The organism is Acidovorax sp. GW823-FHT05D11 (assembly GCF_058795695.1).
In genome coordinates, this window is the sequence record NZ_CM179502.1 from 1,106,904 (window position 1) to 1,121,870 (window position 14,967).

The following is a 14,967-nucleotide window of genomic DNA, read 5'->3' on the forward strand; positions in this document are numbered from 1 at the left end:
AGGGAAAGGTGGGGGGGCGGGCATGTAGTGCCCGCGACCCCGTCAATCGAGCTTGGCGCCCGACTGCTGAACAACCGCACGCCACCGGGTCATCTCCGATTTCACGAAGGCACCCAGCTTGGCGTCGCGCAGGCCGGCGAGCGGGACACTGCCGAATTTCTCGGTGGCTTGCAGCATTTCGGGGTGAACGATGGCCTTGGCGATCTCGTCGCCCAGGCGCTTCACGATGTCCGGCGGCGTCTTGGTCGGAACGAACACCGCGCCCCAGGCCGTGGATTCCGCTTCGGGAACGCCCAGCTCGCCCACGGTGGGCACGTCGGGGGAGCTGGACAAACGCTTTTTGGAGGTGACCGCCAGCGCCTTGAGCTTGTTCGCCTGCACCTGGGGCAACACCACCGCCGGGTAGTCGAACATCAGGTCGATGCTCCCGGCCATCAGGTCGCTCAGTGCCGGCGCGCTGCCGCGGTACGGCACATGGGTCATCTTGATGCCCGCGGCGGTCTGGAACAACTCGGCCGTCAGGTGGGTGCCCGTGCCTGGACCGGCGGAGCCGTAGTTGAGCTTGCCGGGATTGGCCTTGGCATAGGCAATCAGCTCGGGCACCGTCTTGAACGGGCGTGAGGGGTTGATCACCAGCATGAGCGGTGTTTCGGACATGGCATGCACGGGCACGAAGTCCGTCACGGGGTCGTAGCGCACGTTCTTGTACAGCGCCAGATTGGCGCCATGCGTTCCCTGCGTGCCGTAAATGATGGTGTAGCCGTCTGGCGGCTGGCGCGAAGCCGACTCCACACCGATGGAGCCACCGGCACCGGGACGGTTGTCCACCACCACCGACTGTCCCAGCTGTGCGCTGAGCAGCTTGGCCAAAAGCCGCGACGTGTTGTCCGTGATGCCCCCGGGTGGGAACGGCACCACGAAGGTGATGGGCTTGCTCGGCCACGCATCTCCTGCTGCATGCAGGACGCCAAAGGCCAACGAGGCAATGACAAAAACAATCAGTTCTCGGAAGGTTCTACGCATGCTTGTCTCCATTTTTGTTGCCACTTCATTGCGGCTGGTCGTAGAATACTTCAATATTTCGTAGAAATGCAAGCAATCTTGTGAGCTGCATTCAAAAGAAAATTTGAATCTCATAAGGAATGGTCTGCTGCAATCGCGCTCACCTCAAAGTTATGATTCGTTGACATCTACGAAATACCGGAGAACTTATGCCAACCATTGTCCCCGCCGCTTCTCGCACCATGGCCCTGCTGGAGGTCTTTGCCCGGGAGCGCCGCGAACTCTCCAATTCAGACCTTGCGCGCCTGATGGACCTTCCCGAGAGCAGCTGCTCCGATCTGCTGCACACGCTGCATGAGTTGGGCTACCTGATGCGGACGGCGCGAACCCGACGCTTCTATCCAACGGCCCGTCTGCTCACGATTGCCAAAGGCATCGCTGCGGGTGATTCGCTCTACGCCGTGGCGTCCGAGGCGTGCGAGTTGCTGCGTGACAAGACGGGAGAGACAGGGATGTGCGGCCGCGTGGAGGCGGGCGTGGTCAAGGTACTGGCGTTTGCCGAGGGAACTCATCCGCTGCGCTATGTGGAAAACGTGGGCAACAAGATTGCGTTGCACGTGTCCGCGCTGGGCAAGGCGGCGCTGTCGCTGGGTACACCCGAAGAAGCCGCACGCCAGCTGCGGCTCAAGCCGCTCAAGCAGATCGCCCCCGGGTCCATCACGGACCTCGCAGCACTGGAGGCACAGATCGAACAAGCACGCCAGCAAGGCTGGATCTGGGTGGAAAACGAAGGCTTCGACGGCCTGGCCGCCATCGCCGTCGCTGGCTACCTGGGCGATGAACCCCTCGCGCTGTCGATCGCCGGCCCCACCGAACGCCTTCGCCGTACCAAGGACGCCTGCCTGCAAGCCTTGCAAGAGGTGCAGGCACTTGTGTTCCACCCCCAGAACGCGGCTCCCACGCTGCGCGCCACGGCATCCGGCCGGCGCGGCGCGGGCGCCAAAGACACCACCGCCGCCTAGCGGCGGATCCATGCATTCAACCCAGGAGACCTAGCCATGTATGCAACGATGAATTCCGAACAAGAAATGCTGCGCGACAGCGTGCGCCGCTTCATGAAAAGCGAAGTCGCTCCCCGCGTCGCCCAGCACGACAGGGACAAGACCTTTCCCTTCGAGCTTCTCAAGGAGCTGTCGCAGTTCGGATACATCGGCGGCAGGCTGCCCGAGGCCCTGGGCGGCATGGACATGGACCAGATGACCTGGGCGATGCTCATGGAAGAGGCGGGCTACACGTGGCTGTCGTTGCGCACGATGGTGAACATCACCAATGCGGCCATCAACAAGCTGGCCGCAGAGGCGAACGAGGAGCAGCGCGAACGCTTCCTGAAGCCCTTGCTGGCATCTGACCGCCGCGTGTTCAATGCCATCAGCGAGCCAGGCACGGGCTCCAACATCGCCCAGGTCCAGACCCGTGCAGACCTGCAGGGGGACCACTACGTCCTCAACGGCCGAAAACTGTGGATCACGAACGGGGCATTTGGCGACTTCGGCATCGTGGTCGCGCGTACGTTCAGCCCCGACTGCCAGGGGCAGCTCTCCACCTTCCTTGTGGAGCGCGAGGTGTCTCCGTATGAAGTGCGCAACGTCGACACGATGGTGCTGCGCAGCACCGGCACGGCGGAACTGGCATTCGACAATGTCAAGGTGCCCCGCGAGAACCTGCTGGGCGAGGAAGGCAAGGCGCTCAAGAAGATGCTCATCGGCCTGGACGGCGCCCGTGTCAACATTGCCATGGGTGCGGTCGGCGCCGCGCAAGCGGCCCTCGACCTCTCGATCGACTATGCCCGCACCCGTACACAGTTCGGCAAGCCCATCGGCAGCTTCCAGCTGGTGCAAAAGCTCATCGTGGACATGACGATCCGGGTGGAAGCCGCACGCGCACTGAGCCTGCGTGCCGCTGCCGCGCTGGATGCCAATGCCGATGCGCGCACCGCCTGCTCCATTGCCAAGCTCTACGCCACCGAGGCTGCGCATGAAGTGGCCAGCATGGCACTGCAAGTGCATGGCGGGCTGGGTTACGCCACCGACTACCCCATTGAGCGCATCTTTCGCGACACGCGCGGCGGAACGATTCCCGAAGGCACCACCGAAGTGCAGACCTTGATCGCAGGTCGGGAAATCCTGGGCATCTCGGCGATTGCCTGAGCCTCCACGCCACCCCAATAACGACCAGGAGACAAGATTGACAGACCTTTCACGACTGATCCGCCCTCGCTCGATTGCCCTCGTGGGCGCCTCGGACCGCCCGCAAAGCATCGGCGAGCGCACGCTGACCAATCTGCTGGACCATTCCGAGTTCGACGGAGACATCTACCTCGTCAACCCGACCAAGGCGGAGATTCGCGGGCACCGTTGCTGGCCCAGCGTTGCGTCACTGCCAGCCACGCCCGACGTTGCTGTGATCGTGGTGCCCGCATCCGGCGTGCTGGCCGTGGCGGAGGAATGTGCCAACCGGGGCGTCCTTTTTGCCATCGTGTTGACATCGGGCTTTGGCGAGGCAGGCGAAGAAGGCGAACGCGCTCAGGTGCGCCTCAAGGAAATCGCCGACGCGGGCGGCATGCGCCTGTACGGGCCGAACTGCCCGGGCCTCACCAACGTCAACCACCGCCTGGGACTGACTTTCTCGCCATCCTTCCCGCACGACCTCGTCAAGGGTCCCATTGGCCTGGCCACGCAAGGTGGCGGCCTGGGGCGCAACGTGATGCAGGCCATGGACCGCGGCATTGGCATTGGCCTGTGGGCCTCCACCGGCAACGAGGTGGACTTGCAGGTGGCCGACTTCATCCATTACATGGCCGATGCACCCGACATCAAGGTGATCGTGACCCTGCTGGAAGGCATCAAGGATGGCGCGAAGTTCGTGGCTGCCGTGAACCGCGCAGCCGCCAATGGCAAGCCAGTCATTGCGCTCAAGGTCGGCAAGTCTGAGTACGGGCAAAAGGCGGCGCAATCGCACACAGCGTCCCTCACGGGGTCGGCCGAGGTGAACAGCGCGGTGTTCAGGCAGTGCGGTGTGATCGAGGTCGATGACATCGACGAGCTTGTCGATGCAGCCTGGCTGTTCGCACGCGCGGAGCCGCCCCCAAGCGAAGGGGTGGCCATCTACACCTCTTCGGGCGGGACGGCGGCGTTGACGGCGGATGCTGTGGGCACCGCAGGCCTGACCCTCGCTCAGTTCACCCCGCACACGCGGGAGGTGCTGGCCTCGCTGCTGCCCGACTTCGCGGCCCTGGACAACCCGGTGGACACCACCGCCGCCGTGCTGAGCGATGCGGCGCTGATCGAAAAATCGCTGAGTGCGGTGGCCGTGGACCCGAACCTCGGCTGCGTGATCGTTCCGATTGCACTGGACTATGGCGACACCACGATCCAGCTGGCGCGCACCATCATCGCGGCGCAGAAAGGCTGCGCAACACCCATCATTCCCATCTGGATGAGTGACCGCATGGGGGAGGGGTATCGCATGCTGGTCGAAGGCGGTTTCGCGCCGCCGCGTTCGGTGGGCAAAGCCATCAAGGCCATTCAGCGCTGGGTTGAATATGGCCGCTGGAAGCGCTCGCGTGGCACCCAGCCGCCCATGCAGCCTGTGGTCGTTCTGCCGCCAGCCGCCGCCACCCTCAGCCTGTCTGAAGCGCAGGCCAAAGGCCAGCTGCAGGCTGCGGGGATCGGCCTGCTGCCCAACATGCTCGCGTCCACTATGGAAGAAGCGTTGGTGACCGCCAACGCCATGGGCTACCCCGTCGTGGCCAAGATCGCCAGCGAGCAGATCGTCCACAAGTCGGACATCGGCGGCGTCAAGGTGGGGCTGCAAAATGCCGACGAACTGCGCCAGGCCTGGGCGGACATCATGGACGCCGCGAAGCACCACCGGCCCGACGCGCACATCGACGGCCTGCTGATCGAGAAGATGGCGCCCCGCGGCGGGCTGGAGCTGATGGTCGGCGTTACGCGCGACCCGGTGTTCGGCCACGTGATGACCTTCGGCCTGGGGGGCATTTACGTGGAGATCCTGCGCGATGTGACACGCCGCATGTTGCCGCTCAGCGCCAGCGAGGCCGCGGCGATGGTGCGTGAGATGCGGTGCTTTCCCCTGCTGGAAGGTGCGCGCGGCCGCCCAGCGGCGGACCTGGAGGCGCTGCAGACGCTGCTGCTGCGCATCTCGGACTTCGTGATGCACAACGCTGGCCGCATCGAGGAAATGGACCTCAACCCGGTGTGGATTGGCGCACGCGGAGAAGGCGTTTTGCCGCTGGACGCCGTGATCATCGAAAGAACCGCCGAAGGAGCGTCCGCATGACGGCCACCGCCGCCCGGCCGCCGTTGCAGGGCATCACGGTGGTGGATTTCAGCGAGCTGCTGCCGGGGCCGTTTCTGACGCAGAACCTGGCGGAGATGGGCGCACGCATCATCAAGATCGAGCGCCCGCCGCATGGCGACAACGCCCGTCACCTGGGCCAGGGCGCTTTCGAGGCCGTGAACCGGGGCAAGCAGAGCCTGTTGGTGGACCTCAAGGACGAAGCCCAGCGCGACAAGGTCCGCGAGCTGATCGCGTCGGCCGATGTCGTGGTCGAGTCCTACCGCCCTGGCGTGATGGCGCGCCTGGGCTTGGATGCCGCTTCGCTCTGCCAGGCGCATCCGCAACTCATCTATGTGTCTCTCAGCGGCTACGGCCAGACCGGTCCCTGGGCCGACCTGCCGGGGCATGACATCAACTACCTGGCTGCCGCGGGGGTGCTGGCCGTCTCGGGTACGCCGGACGGCGCACCCGCGCAGAGCTTCGGCCTGCCCGTGGCCGATCTGTGCGGAACCATGTACGCGCTGTCCGCCACACTCGCCGCGCTGTTTCAGCGCCAGGCCACCGGCCGGGGGCAGCATCTGGACGTGGCGCTGGCCGATTGCGCCTTGCACTGGATGAACCCGCGGCTGGGCGCCTACCGCTCCGCAGGCGCAGGCACGCTGCAAGCGCAGCGCGAGGCAACGCTGGTGAAGGCGGCTTACGGCGCCTTCCGGTGCAAGGATGGCCGCTACGTGTCGATTGCTGCGCTGGAGGATCATTTCTGGAAGCGCCTGTGTGCGGTGCTGGACCTGGCTCCCTTCGACGGCGCGAAGTACGCCACCCACAAGGCGAGAAAATCTGTGGCGGATGCGATCAACCTGCGCATCGAGCAGGCCACGCAGCACCTGGATTCGCACGAGGCCTTTGAACTGCTGTGCCGGCACGATGTGCCCGCCGCGCCAGTGGTGCCGCCCGCAGAGTTGGCCGCCCAGCCGCACTTTGCCTCACGCGGCAAATTCGCTCCCGGCGAAGACTTGCCCTTGGTCAGGTTCCCCGTTCCACTCGAGGGAATGGGCGGTGCAGACCTTGCAGGCGCACCGCAGCTCGGCAGTTCAGGCTGGTAGGCCATGGGCAGCGTCTTGCACACGAGGATCACCCGGCTGCTGGGGATCGACCATCCCATCCTGGGCGGCGGCCTCATGTGGCTGTCCGACGCACGGTACGTTGCCGCGCTGGTGAATGCGGGCTGCATGGGCTTCATCACGCCCCGGTCGTACGCCAGCGAAGCGGATTTCCGCGAAGCCCTTGCGCTGTGCTCGGAACTGACCCATGGCAAACAGTTTGGCGTCAACCTCACGCTCTCGCACCGGCCCGAAGCCAACACCATGATTCCGCGCTGGATGGATGCAGCCCTGACGCACGGCGTGAGGATCTTCGAGACAGCCGGACATGCACCGGCGGACCTCATCACCGCTCTTCACAAGGCAGATGCCATCGTCGTTCACAAAGCCTCGAACATCCGCCACGCTCTTTCGGCGGAGCGCGCTGGCGCCGATGCCATTGCCCTGGTCGGCATGGAGGAAGGCGGGCATCCGGGCATGAATGAGCTGCCCACGATGCTCATGGGGGCGCTGGCATACGGCCAGTTCAGCGTGCCGGTGGTGCTGGGCGGCGGCATCGGCCGCGGCAGGCAATTGGCTGCGGTGCTGGCCCAGGGGCTTGACGGCGTACTCGTCGGCAGCCGCTTCCTGGTGTGCGAGGAAATCCAGGCGCACCCTCGCTACAAAGAGCATCTGCTGACCTGCGACGAGCACTCCACGGTGCGGCTGCTGCAATCGCTGGGCACCACCTGGCGCGTGCTGCTCAACGACACTGCGCGCCAGGTTCAGGCCATCGAACGGGCAGCCGCCACCGAACACGCCGCGTTCGGCGACCTCATCAGCGGAACGGTCGCGCGCGACCGCTGCTACGCCGAGGGCGACTGGCGTCATGGCATGGCCTCCCTGGGGCCAGCCATCGCATTCGCCAAGCGTATCGAGCCGCTGCAGGCCATCGTAAACGGCCTGGTGGACGAAGCAGTGCAGGCCATCACGGCCCTGCGCACAGTGCATTCACTGGATTCAATGGAGCAAGAATGAACCGACTGCCTTTCATGGAGCGGCTGGTGGTGCCCGTCATTGCGGCCCCCATGCTGCGTGTCTCGGGAATCGAACTGGTCTCCGCTGCCTGCGCCGCTGGCGTCATCGGCGCATTTCCCACGGCCAACTGCACGTCTCTGGACGAGTTCGAGACCTGGCTTCAGCGGCTTCAGCGCGAGGCCGAAGAACAGCCCAGCCGGGCGCCCTATTGCCCCAATCTCATCATGCGCCGCGACCCCGCACGCCTCAAGGCCGAAGCGGACTTGATCGTGCGCCACGGCGCAGAGCTGGTGATCACCAGCGTCGGGTCGCCCGCGTCGGTGATTCCCATCTTGCACGACGGCGGCTGCCTCGTGTTTGCCGATGTGGCCTCGCTGCACCATGCAGAGCGTGCTCTGGAGGCGGGCGTCGATGGCCTGGTGCTGCTCTCGTCCGGCGCGGGTGGGCACACCGGCTGGGCCAACCCGTTCGCTTTCGTGCGCGCCGTGCGCCAGCTGTTCGATGGCCCCATCGTGCTGTCAGGTGGCCTGTCCGACGGTGTGGCGTTGCGCGCAGCGACGGTCCTGGGTTGCGACCTGGGGTGCGTGGGAACGCGATTCATCGCCACCAAGGAAAGCCTGGCTGGGGGAGACTACAAGCAGATGCTTCTGGAAAGCTCCATGGACGATGTGCTTGCGACGCGTGCCTTTACGGGGTTGCCCGCGAACTTCTTGAAATCGTCCATCGTCCGTGTCGGACTCGACCCCGATGGGCTGGACGAGACGGTATCCGTGCAGGAGGCCCGCAAGAAATTCGGAGGCGGATCTGAAGGACCCGTCATCCAACGGTGGTCGGATCTGTGGAGTGCGGGGCATTCGGTGTCGGGTGTGACGTCCCTGCCGACTGCCGCCGAACTGGTTCAGTCCATGAATGTGGAGTATCGGTCGTTCAAATAGCAGGACTCAGGCTCGAGGCCCTCCGAGGTCAGGCCTCCATTCGTGCAATGCGGCGACACCGCATCAGGCTACCCCACATGGGCACGCAGCCAGGCCACGATGTCGGCAGTCACCTCATCACGATTCGTCTCATTGAGGATTTCGTGGCGGGCAGCCGTGTACAGCTTGACTGTCACGTCGGTGATGCCTGCATCGCGGTAGCGCTGACCCAGCAGCTGAATCAGCGCACCGCCCCCCGCGAGCGGATCTGCGTCGCCAGAGGCAATGAAGATTGACAGGTCACTGCGGATACCTGCTAGCAGCGCTGGATCCGCCAGCCGGGAAGCCGGAGCGAACAGCGACGGGATCACATCGTCCGGCACATCCCACCCACACCACGGATCCGCTACATAGGCATCGACCTCCGCACCGTCCCGCGAAAGCCATTCGTATCCCGTACGGTGCTCAAAACCTGCGTTGAATGCCTCCAATCCGGCAGGCGCGTCTGCGGGAGCATTGGCCATCGCTGCGGCGAGCGCATCCAGCGCGGTTGAACCTGAGAGCAACACACCTGACCAGGTCGATGCGTGATCCAGGATCGCCGCCTGCGCCGCAAACGAACCCATCGAATGCCCAAACAGAAACAGCGGCAGGCCGGCGTGCTGCGTGCGCAGCAGTGCGCCGTACTGGGCCACATCGGCAATGAGCCCGCTGAAAGCTGCGGCGCCAAAGTCCCCCAACCTGCCACCAGCGGTGCGCCCGTGCCCGCGATGATCCACGGCATGGACGATGAAGCCGGCAGCGTTCAAGGCCTTCGCAAAGCGGTCGTAGCGCTCGCCGTGCTCGGCTAGTCCGTGAGATATCTGCACGGCGCCCACGGGTTTGCCGGGGGTCTCGGCCCAGGTGTAGGTGATGACCGGGATGCCGTCTGCGCTAGACAGAAAGGAGGAGGATGTCGATGTGCTCATCGGGTCATTCTGGCATGGTGATCTGATCCAGGTGTTTCGGGCACATCACCTGCAGCCAGCCCTGCCTTTCCGTCACCATCCAACTGTTGTCTTCCGGTGAATTCATGGTCACCATTCACTTCAGCCAGCCCAGCATCCACTACCCGAACATGCCCCTTCCCCCTGTCCTCGACCGTTTCCTGCAAGCCCAGGATCCCGTCTGGCCCCGCGTGATCGCCGAGCTGCGGGCGGGCAAGAAGCGCACGCACTGGATGTGGTTTGTGTTCCCGCAGATCAAGGGACTGGGGCATAGCGACGTGGCCCAGCGCTATGCCATCCAGTCGCTGGCCGAGGCGCAGGCTTACCTGGCGCATCCAGTGCTTGCCGGCCGGCTGCGCGAGTGCTGCCAGATCCTGCTGGGCCTGGGGACGTGCTCGGCGCTGGATGTGTTTGGCACGCCGGACGACCTCAAGCTGCGCTCCAGCATGACGCTGTTTGGCGAAGTTTCTGCGCCGGGCAGCGTGTTTCACGCCATGCTGCAAAAGTATTTCGACGGGTGCAAAGACCCGCGTACCATCGAATTTTTCGATTGAAAATGGCATCTACCGCTTGTCCCATAAGCGTTGTTTGCTATTGATTTTGAATATTGCTCCTCTTTTTCTGGAACATGTGTGGCGCGCGTACGCATCCGATAGCCCGCGGACAGCGGTCGCACGTTCCAGCGCTGCTGCACTGCCCCTCAAGCGCCCCTGGGCAAAAACATCGCGAACAGCATGGCAATGGCACCAGGGCCGATGAGATACAGCACGCCCTGTCCGCCCCACGTCGTCTCTACCGCAAGGAAAGCAGCGCGCCGAGAATGGGGCCTTCCATGGTGCCGATCCCTCCCCGCCAGCGCCATGAAGATCATTTAGGCCGTCCACTGCGCGCTGAAATAGGTTTTGGGCGGAGACATGAGGACTCGGCATCTTGAATGCTCCGATGGCGTGGTGCTGCTTGGTGTGACTAGCTGGCGCTGGCACTGGGGTACGCCGGAGGCTGGTCATGGCGCTGCGAGTGACATGTGGTCACCGGGCAGAGGGCGTCGGAGGCGGGCGCGGTGTGCAGAGTATCTCCAGCGCCTCTCTCGCGATCGCCAGCGACAGCTCTTCCTGCAGGATGCCGGCCTTGAGCACCAGGTGCTGCAGGCGGCGCTCTCGGCTCGCTTCCTTGCCCATGAAGTCGCGCTGTTCGATGCGCTGGTAGACGGCCAGCTTGTCCTCGTGCATGGCCTGCAGGCGGGCGATTTCCTTTTCCAGACCGGTGGGGCCGACGGCGGCCTCGGCGCGCAGGCGCACCATGAGTTCGTCGCGCAGGGGCGTGGGGTCCTGTTGCTCGGCGATCCAGCGGCGCAGTTCCTTGCGACCCGCGGGCAGCAGGCGGAACTGGCGCTTGCGGCCGCGGCCCGTCTCGGCCGGCAGGGCCTCGATCCACCGTGCTTCTTCGAGCCGCGCCAGCTCGCGGTAGATCTGCTGGTGCGTGGCGTGCCAGAAGTAGCCGATGGACTTGTCGAAGCGCTCGGCGAGTTCCGAGCCCGAGCAGGGGTGCTCGACCAGGGCGGTGAGAAGGGCGTGGGGCAGGGACATCGGAAGAGGGCGCCGGAGAAAGCTGCGTAGTTCGCCATCTTGCCTGAATCGGGACTGCTCTCCATTGTTTACGCAACCAGTTGCATAAATGCGTGATGCTGGCTATATTTGTGCAACTGGTTGCATAAACAAGGAGACCCCCGATGAACGCCGTCCCGAAACCTGCCCCGGCTCCACAGGCTGCTGGTAGCGGCAGTCCCTATCCCCACCTGCATGCCCCGCTGGACCTGGGCTTCACCACGCTCAGGAACCGCGTGCTCATGGGCTCCATGCACGTGGGGCTGGAGGAGGTGGCCAACGGCTTCGAGCGCATGGCGGCCTTCTATGCCGAGCGGGCGCGTGGCGAGGTGGGGCTTATCGTGACCGGCGGCATTGCGCCCAACGAGCGCGGCCGGCCCATGCAGGGCGGGGCCATGCTGGTCAACGAACACGAGGCCGGGCAGCACCGCAAGGTGACGCAGGCCGTGCACGCCGAGGGCGGCAAGATCGCCATGCAGATCCTGCACTTCGGCCGCTATGCCTACCACCGCGACCTGGTGGCCCCGAGCGCGCTGCGCGCACCCATCAACCCCCACGTGCCGCACGCGCTCACGGCGGAAGAGGTGGAGCAGACCATCGAAGACTTCGCGCGCTGCGCCGCTCTGGCCCAGCACGCGGGCTACGACGGGGTGGAGGTCATGGGCTCCGAGGGCTACCTGATCAACGAGTTCATCGCAGCGCGCAGCAACCACCGCGATGACGAATGGGGCGGCAGCTATGCCAATCGCATGCGCTTTCCGGTGGAGATCGTGCGGCGCACGCGCGAGCGGGTGGGGCCGAATTTCATCATCATCTACCGCCTGTCCATGCTCGACCTGGTGGAGGGCGGCTCCACGCTGGCCGAGGTGATACAGCTCGCCCAGGCCATCGAGGCGGCGGGCGCCACCATCCTCAACACCGGCATCGGCTGGCACGAGGCGCGCATCCCAACCATCGCCACCAAGGTGCCGCGCGCGGCCTATGCGTGGGTGACGAAGCAGGTGATGGGGCGGGTGGGCATACCGCTCATCACCTCCAACCGCATCAACACGCCCGAGGTGGCCGAGCGCCTGCTGGCCGAGGGCTGCGCCGACATGGTCTCCATGGCGCGGCCGCTGCTGGCCGACGCCGATTTCGTGCGCAAGGCACGCCAGGGCCGGGCCGACGAGATCAACACCTGCATCGCCTGCAACCAGGCCTGCCTGGACCACACTTTCGGCGGCAAGATCACCAGTTGCCTGGTCAACCCCCGTGCCTGCCACGAGACGGAGCTGGTCATCGCGCCCACCGCCGCCAAGAAGCGCATCGCTGTGGTCGGCGCCGGCCCTGCCGGCCTGAGCTTTGCCGTCACGGCCGCGCAGCGGGGCCATGCGGTGGTGCTGTTCGATGCGGGCAGCGAGATCGGCGGCCAGCTCAACATCGCCAAGCAGGTGCCGGGCAAGGAGGAGTTCTACGAGACCCTGCGCTACTACCGCCGCCAGCTGGAGCTGCATGGCGTGGAGGTGCGCCTTTCCACCCGCGTGGCCGCGCAGGAGCTGGTTGGCCAGGGCTATGACGAGGTGGTTGTGGCCACGGGCATCCGGCCGCGCACGCCCGACATCGACGGCATCACCCACCCCAAGGTGCTGAGCTACCTGGACGTGTTGCGCGACAAGCAGCCCGTGGGCCAGCGCGTGGCGGTGATCGGCGCGGGCGGCATCGGCTTCGACGTGGGCGAGTACCTCACGCACGAAGGCGAGAGCGGGGCCCTGGCGCCCGCCAAGTTCAACGACGAATGGGGCATCGACACCGCCTATGCCCAGGCTGGCGGCCTGCGCGCCGCGCAGGTGGAGGCGCCCGCGCGCCACGTGCATCTGCTGCAGCGCAAGGCCAGCAAGGTGGGCGACCAGTTGGGCAAGACCACGGGCTGGATCCACCGCACCTCGCTCAAGGCGCGCAACGTGGGCATGAGCTCGGGCGTGGCCTACGAGCGCGTGGACGACGCCGGTCTGCACATCACCATCGACGGCCAGCCGCGCGTGCTCGATGTCGACCACATCGTGGTCTGTGCCGGCCAGGAGCCGCTGCGCGAACTGTACGACGTGCTGCTGGCCGCGGGCCAGAGCGCGCACCTCATCGGCGGTGCCGATGTGGCCGCCGAGCTCGACGCCAAGCGCGCCATCCTGCAGGGCACGACGCTTGCAGCCTCGATCTGATTTCTTTGAAAACCACCCCAGGAGACATCCCATGACTGAAGCCTTGAAGAACATCCACCCCGCCGTCGCCCGCTCGCTCGACACCTGGCACCACATGGTGGCCAGCCGCGACCTGTCGAACCTGCTGAGCATCGTGCACCCGGACGCGGTGTTCCGCTCGCCCATGGCGAACACGGCCTACACCTCGGCCCCGGCGCTGATGCTGGCCCTGTCCACCGTGATCCAGGTGTTCGAAGACTTCACCTACCACCGCCAGCTGGCCACCGACGAGGGCCTGAACATCGTGCTGGAGTTCAGCGCGCGCGTGGGCGACAAGCAGCTCAAGGGCATCGATCTGGTGCGCTTCAATGAAGAGGGGCAGATCACTGAGTTCGAAGTCATGGTGCGCCCCCTGAGCGGCCTGCAGGCGCTGGGTGCCGAAATGGGCGCGCGGCTGGGTGACAAGCTCCCAGCGTTCAAAGCCAAGGCCTGATGCGTTCATAAAAAGAAGAGACAGGAGACAAGCCCATGACCGCCACCGCGGCGCCGCTGCCGCGCATGGCCGACGCGCTGGTGCGCGGGCAGGCGCTGGAGCCCGTCGAACACCGCAGCCACCCCGTGGCGGTGTACCAGTACACGGGCGGCACCACCGGGCGCAGCAAGGGCGCAGTGATCACGCACAGCAACATCCTGGCCACCTTGCGCATCACGCGCGATTTTCTCGACGCCTACGATGGGCCGAAGCAGGGCGAGACCATGCTCACCGTGCTGCCCATGTACCACGTGTTCGCCTTTATGGTGAACTTCCTGGTGTTCTTCGAGGTCGGTGCACGCAACCTGCTGGTGCCCAACCCGCGCCCCATGTCCAACCTGCAAAAGACCTTCGAGCAGTTCGACGTGCAGTGGACTGCCGGGGTGGACACGCTGTTCGCCGGCCTGCTGGCCGAGCCCTGGTTCCAGGCCAGGCCACCGAAGCTGCGCTACACCTTCTCGGGTGGCACGGCCCTGCGCACGTCGACCGCGCAGGCCTGGCAGGCGGTGGTCTGCCCCATCCTGGAGGGCTACGGCATGACCGAGACATCGTGCATCGTCTCGTGCAACCCGCCCTCGGCTACGCCGCGCCTGGGCACCGTGGGCGTGCCCATGCCGGGCTGCCGCGTGCGCATCGTCGATGACCAGGGGCGCGATCTGCCCCAGGGCGAGCGCGGCGAGTTGCTGGTGCAAGGGCCGCAGGTGGTGGCCGGCTACCTGCATGCGCAGGAAGATAGTGCCAGCGCGATCCGGGACGGCTGGCTGCACACGGGCGACATTGCGCAGCTGGAGGAGGGCGGTTTCATCCGCATCGTGGACCGCAAGAAGGACATGATTCTGGTGTCCGGCTTCAACGTTTACCCGAACGAGGTGGAAGACGTGCTCGCGGCCCACACCGACATCGCCGAGGCCGCCGTCATCGGTGTGCCGGATGCCGGCACCGGCGAGGCCGGGCGCGCCTTCGTGGTCGCGCGCAACCCGGCGCTCAACGCAGAGGACGTGGAGCGCCACTGCCGCACCCAGCTCACGGCCTACAAGGTGCCACGCCAGATCGTTTTCCGCGAGCAACTGCCCAAGTCGTCGGTGGGAAAGATCCTCAGGGCGTCGCTGCGCGAAGAGGCCTGAAAGGGGTCTGAGCAACGGCCTGGTCTGCAGCGGTGAGGCCAGGCCTTGCAGCTGCCGAACAGTCGATGGAATGATGTTGGTGGTGCCAAGAACGATCAAGCCCTTGCGAGCAGTGGGGCGGGCCGAAGCGGTGATCCCCGGGGGGAATGCCGTGT

General features: G+C 65.4%; 13 protein-coding genes. 10 read left to right on the plus strand and 3 right to left on the minus strand.

Annotated features, from left to right (window positions below):
- Positions 1–42: 42 nt before the first annotated feature.
- A complete protein-coding gene (locus tag AC3RCE_RS05060) occupies positions 43–1,023 on the minus strand; it encodes a Bug family tripartite tricarboxylate transporter substrate binding protein (RefSeq protein ID WP_492254660.1) in 981 nt (326 codons plus the stop codon).
- Between the two features lie 188 nt (positions 1,024–1,211).
- Between AC3RCE_RS05060 and AC3RCE_RS05065 the strand changes: the two genes are divergently transcribed.
- From AC3RCE_RS05065 to AC3RCE_RS05090, 6 genes are all read left to right on the plus strand, one after another.
- Positions 1,212–2,024 carry an IclR family transcriptional regulator gene (locus tag AC3RCE_RS05065; RefSeq protein WP_218293366.1) on the plus strand — a complete coding sequence of 271 codons (813 nt, stop codon included), beginning with the start codon at positions 1,212–1,214 and terminating at the stop codon, positions 2,022–2,024.
- Between the two features lie 36 nt (positions 2,025–2,060).
- On the plus strand, positions 2,061–3,209 hold the full coding sequence (locus tag AC3RCE_RS05070) for an acyl-CoA dehydrogenase family protein (RefSeq protein ID WP_255591221.1): 1,149 nt from the start codon (positions 2,061–2,063) through the stop codon (positions 3,207–3,209).
- Positions 3,210–3,246: 37 nt separating this feature from the next.
- A complete protein-coding gene (locus tag AC3RCE_RS05075) occupies positions 3,247–5,361 on the plus strand; it encodes an acetate--CoA ligase family protein (RefSeq protein WP_218340387.1) in 2,115 nt (704 codons plus the stop codon).
- Positions 5,358–6,464, plus strand: a complete 1,107-nt coding sequence (locus AC3RCE_RS05080) for a CaiB/BaiF CoA transferase family protein (protein WP_492254661.1) — start codon at positions 5,358–5,360, stop codon at positions 6,462–6,464. Before AC3RCE_RS05075 ends, AC3RCE_RS05080 begins: the two co-directional genes overlap by 4 nt.
- 75 nt (positions 6,465–6,539) lie before the next feature.
- Positions 6,540–7,478, plus strand: a complete 939-nt coding sequence (locus tag AC3RCE_RS05085) for an NAD(P)H-dependent flavin oxidoreductase (protein ID WP_492254662.1) — start codon at positions 6,540–6,542, stop codon at positions 7,476–7,478.
- Positions 7,475–8,413, plus strand: a complete 939-nt coding sequence (locus AC3RCE_RS05090) for an NAD(P)H-dependent flavin oxidoreductase (protein WP_369641597.1) — start codon at positions 7,475–7,477, stop codon at positions 8,411–8,413. The genes AC3RCE_RS05085 and AC3RCE_RS05090 overlap by 4 nt, the downstream gene beginning before the upstream one ends.
- A gap of 68 nt (positions 8,414–8,481) precedes the next feature.
- Here the strand turns inward: AC3RCE_RS05090 and AC3RCE_RS05095 are convergent, their stop codons facing one another.
- Positions 8,482–9,360 carry an alpha/beta fold hydrolase gene (locus AC3RCE_RS05095; protein ID WP_492254663.1) on the minus strand — a complete coding sequence of 293 codons (879 nt, stop codon included), beginning with the start codon at positions 9,358–9,360 and terminating at the stop codon, positions 8,482–8,484.
- 149 nt (positions 9,361–9,509) lie between these two features.
- Here AC3RCE_RS05095 and AC3RCE_RS05100 point away from each other — a divergent pair, with 149 nt between their 5' ends.
- Complete coding sequence (locus AC3RCE_RS05100) at positions 9,510–9,932, plus strand: DUF1810 domain-containing protein (protein WP_218294399.1); 423 nt, start codon at positions 9,510–9,512, stop codon at positions 9,930–9,932.
- Positions 9,933–10,406: 474 nt separating this feature from the next.
- Here AC3RCE_RS05100 and AC3RCE_RS05105 read toward each other — a convergent pair whose 3' ends face one another.
- The gene (locus AC3RCE_RS05105; RefSeq protein WP_492254664.1) at positions 10,407–10,964 is read right to left on the minus strand and encodes a PadR family transcriptional regulator; all 558 of its coding nucleotides are present in this window, start codon (positions 10,962–10,964) and stop codon (positions 10,407–10,409) included.
- Between the two features lie 143 nt (positions 10,965–11,107).
- On the opposite strand from AC3RCE_RS05105, the gene AC3RCE_RS05110 reads away from it, so the two are divergent.
- From AC3RCE_RS05110 to AC3RCE_RS05120, 3 genes are read left to right on the plus strand one after another with little or no spacing between them, the layout of a single operon-like run.
- Positions 11,108–13,177, plus strand: a complete 2,070-nt coding sequence (locus AC3RCE_RS05110; RefSeq protein ID WP_492254665.1) for an oxidoreductase — start codon at positions 11,108–11,110, stop codon at positions 13,175–13,177.
- 31 nt (positions 13,178–13,208) lie between these two features.
- Positions 13,209–13,649 carry a nuclear transport factor 2 family protein gene (locus AC3RCE_RS05115; RefSeq protein ID WP_492244401.1) on the plus strand — a complete coding sequence of 147 codons (441 nt, stop codon included), beginning with the start codon at positions 13,209–13,211 and terminating at the stop codon, positions 13,647–13,649.
- Between the two features lie 35 nt (positions 13,650–13,684).
- A complete protein-coding gene (locus AC3RCE_RS05120) occupies positions 13,685–14,812 on the plus strand; it encodes an AMP-binding protein (protein WP_492254666.1) in 1,128 nt (375 codons plus the stop codon).
- The last annotated feature ends 155 nt before the right edge of the window (positions 14,813–14,967 follow it).

Coding starts and splice junctions, on each gene's coding strand:
- AC3RCE_RS05115 (WP_492244401.1), top strand. CDS start 13,209: ATGACTGAAGCCTTGAAGAACATCCACCCCGCCGTCGCCCGCTCGCTC.
- AC3RCE_RS05090 (WP_369641597.1), top strand. CDS start 7,475: ATGAACCGACTGCCTTTCATGGAGCGGCTGGTGGTGCCCGTCATTGCG.
- AC3RCE_RS05120 (WP_492254666.1), top strand. CDS start 13,685: ATGACCGCCACCGCGGCGCCGCTGCCGCGCATGGCCGACGCGCTGGTG.
- AC3RCE_RS05085 (WP_492254662.1), top strand. CDS start 6,540: ATGTGGCTGTCCGACGCACGGTACGTTGCCGCGCTGGTGAATGCGGGC.
- AC3RCE_RS05065 (WP_218293366.1), top strand. CDS start 1,212: ATGCCAACCATTGTCCCCGCCGCTTCTCGCACCATGGCCCTGCTGGAG.
- AC3RCE_RS05060 (WP_492254660.1), bottom strand. CDS start 1,023: ATGCGTAGAACCTTCCGAGAACTGATTGTTTTTGTCATTGCCTCGTTG.
- AC3RCE_RS05080 (WP_492254661.1), top strand. CDS start 5,358: ATGACGGCCACCGCCGCCCGGCCGCCGTTGCAGGGCATCACGGTGGTG.
- AC3RCE_RS05105 (WP_492254664.1), bottom strand. CDS start 10,964: ATGTCCCTGCCCCACGCCCTTCTCACCGCCCTGGTCGAGCACCCCTGC.
- AC3RCE_RS05070 (WP_255591221.1), top strand. CDS start 2,061: ATGTATGCAACGATGAATTCCGAACAAGAAATGCTGCGCGACAGCGTG.
- AC3RCE_RS05095 (WP_492254663.1), bottom strand. CDS start 9,360: ATGAGCACATCGACATCCTCCTCCTTTCTGTCTAGCGCAGACGGCATC.
- AC3RCE_RS05100 (WP_218294399.1), top strand. CDS start 9,510: ATGCCCCTTCCCCCTGTCCTCGACCGTTTCCTGCAAGCCCAGGATCCC.
- AC3RCE_RS05110 (WP_492254665.1), top strand. CDS start 11,108: ATGAACGCCGTCCCGAAACCTGCCCCGGCTCCACAGGCTGCTGGTAGC.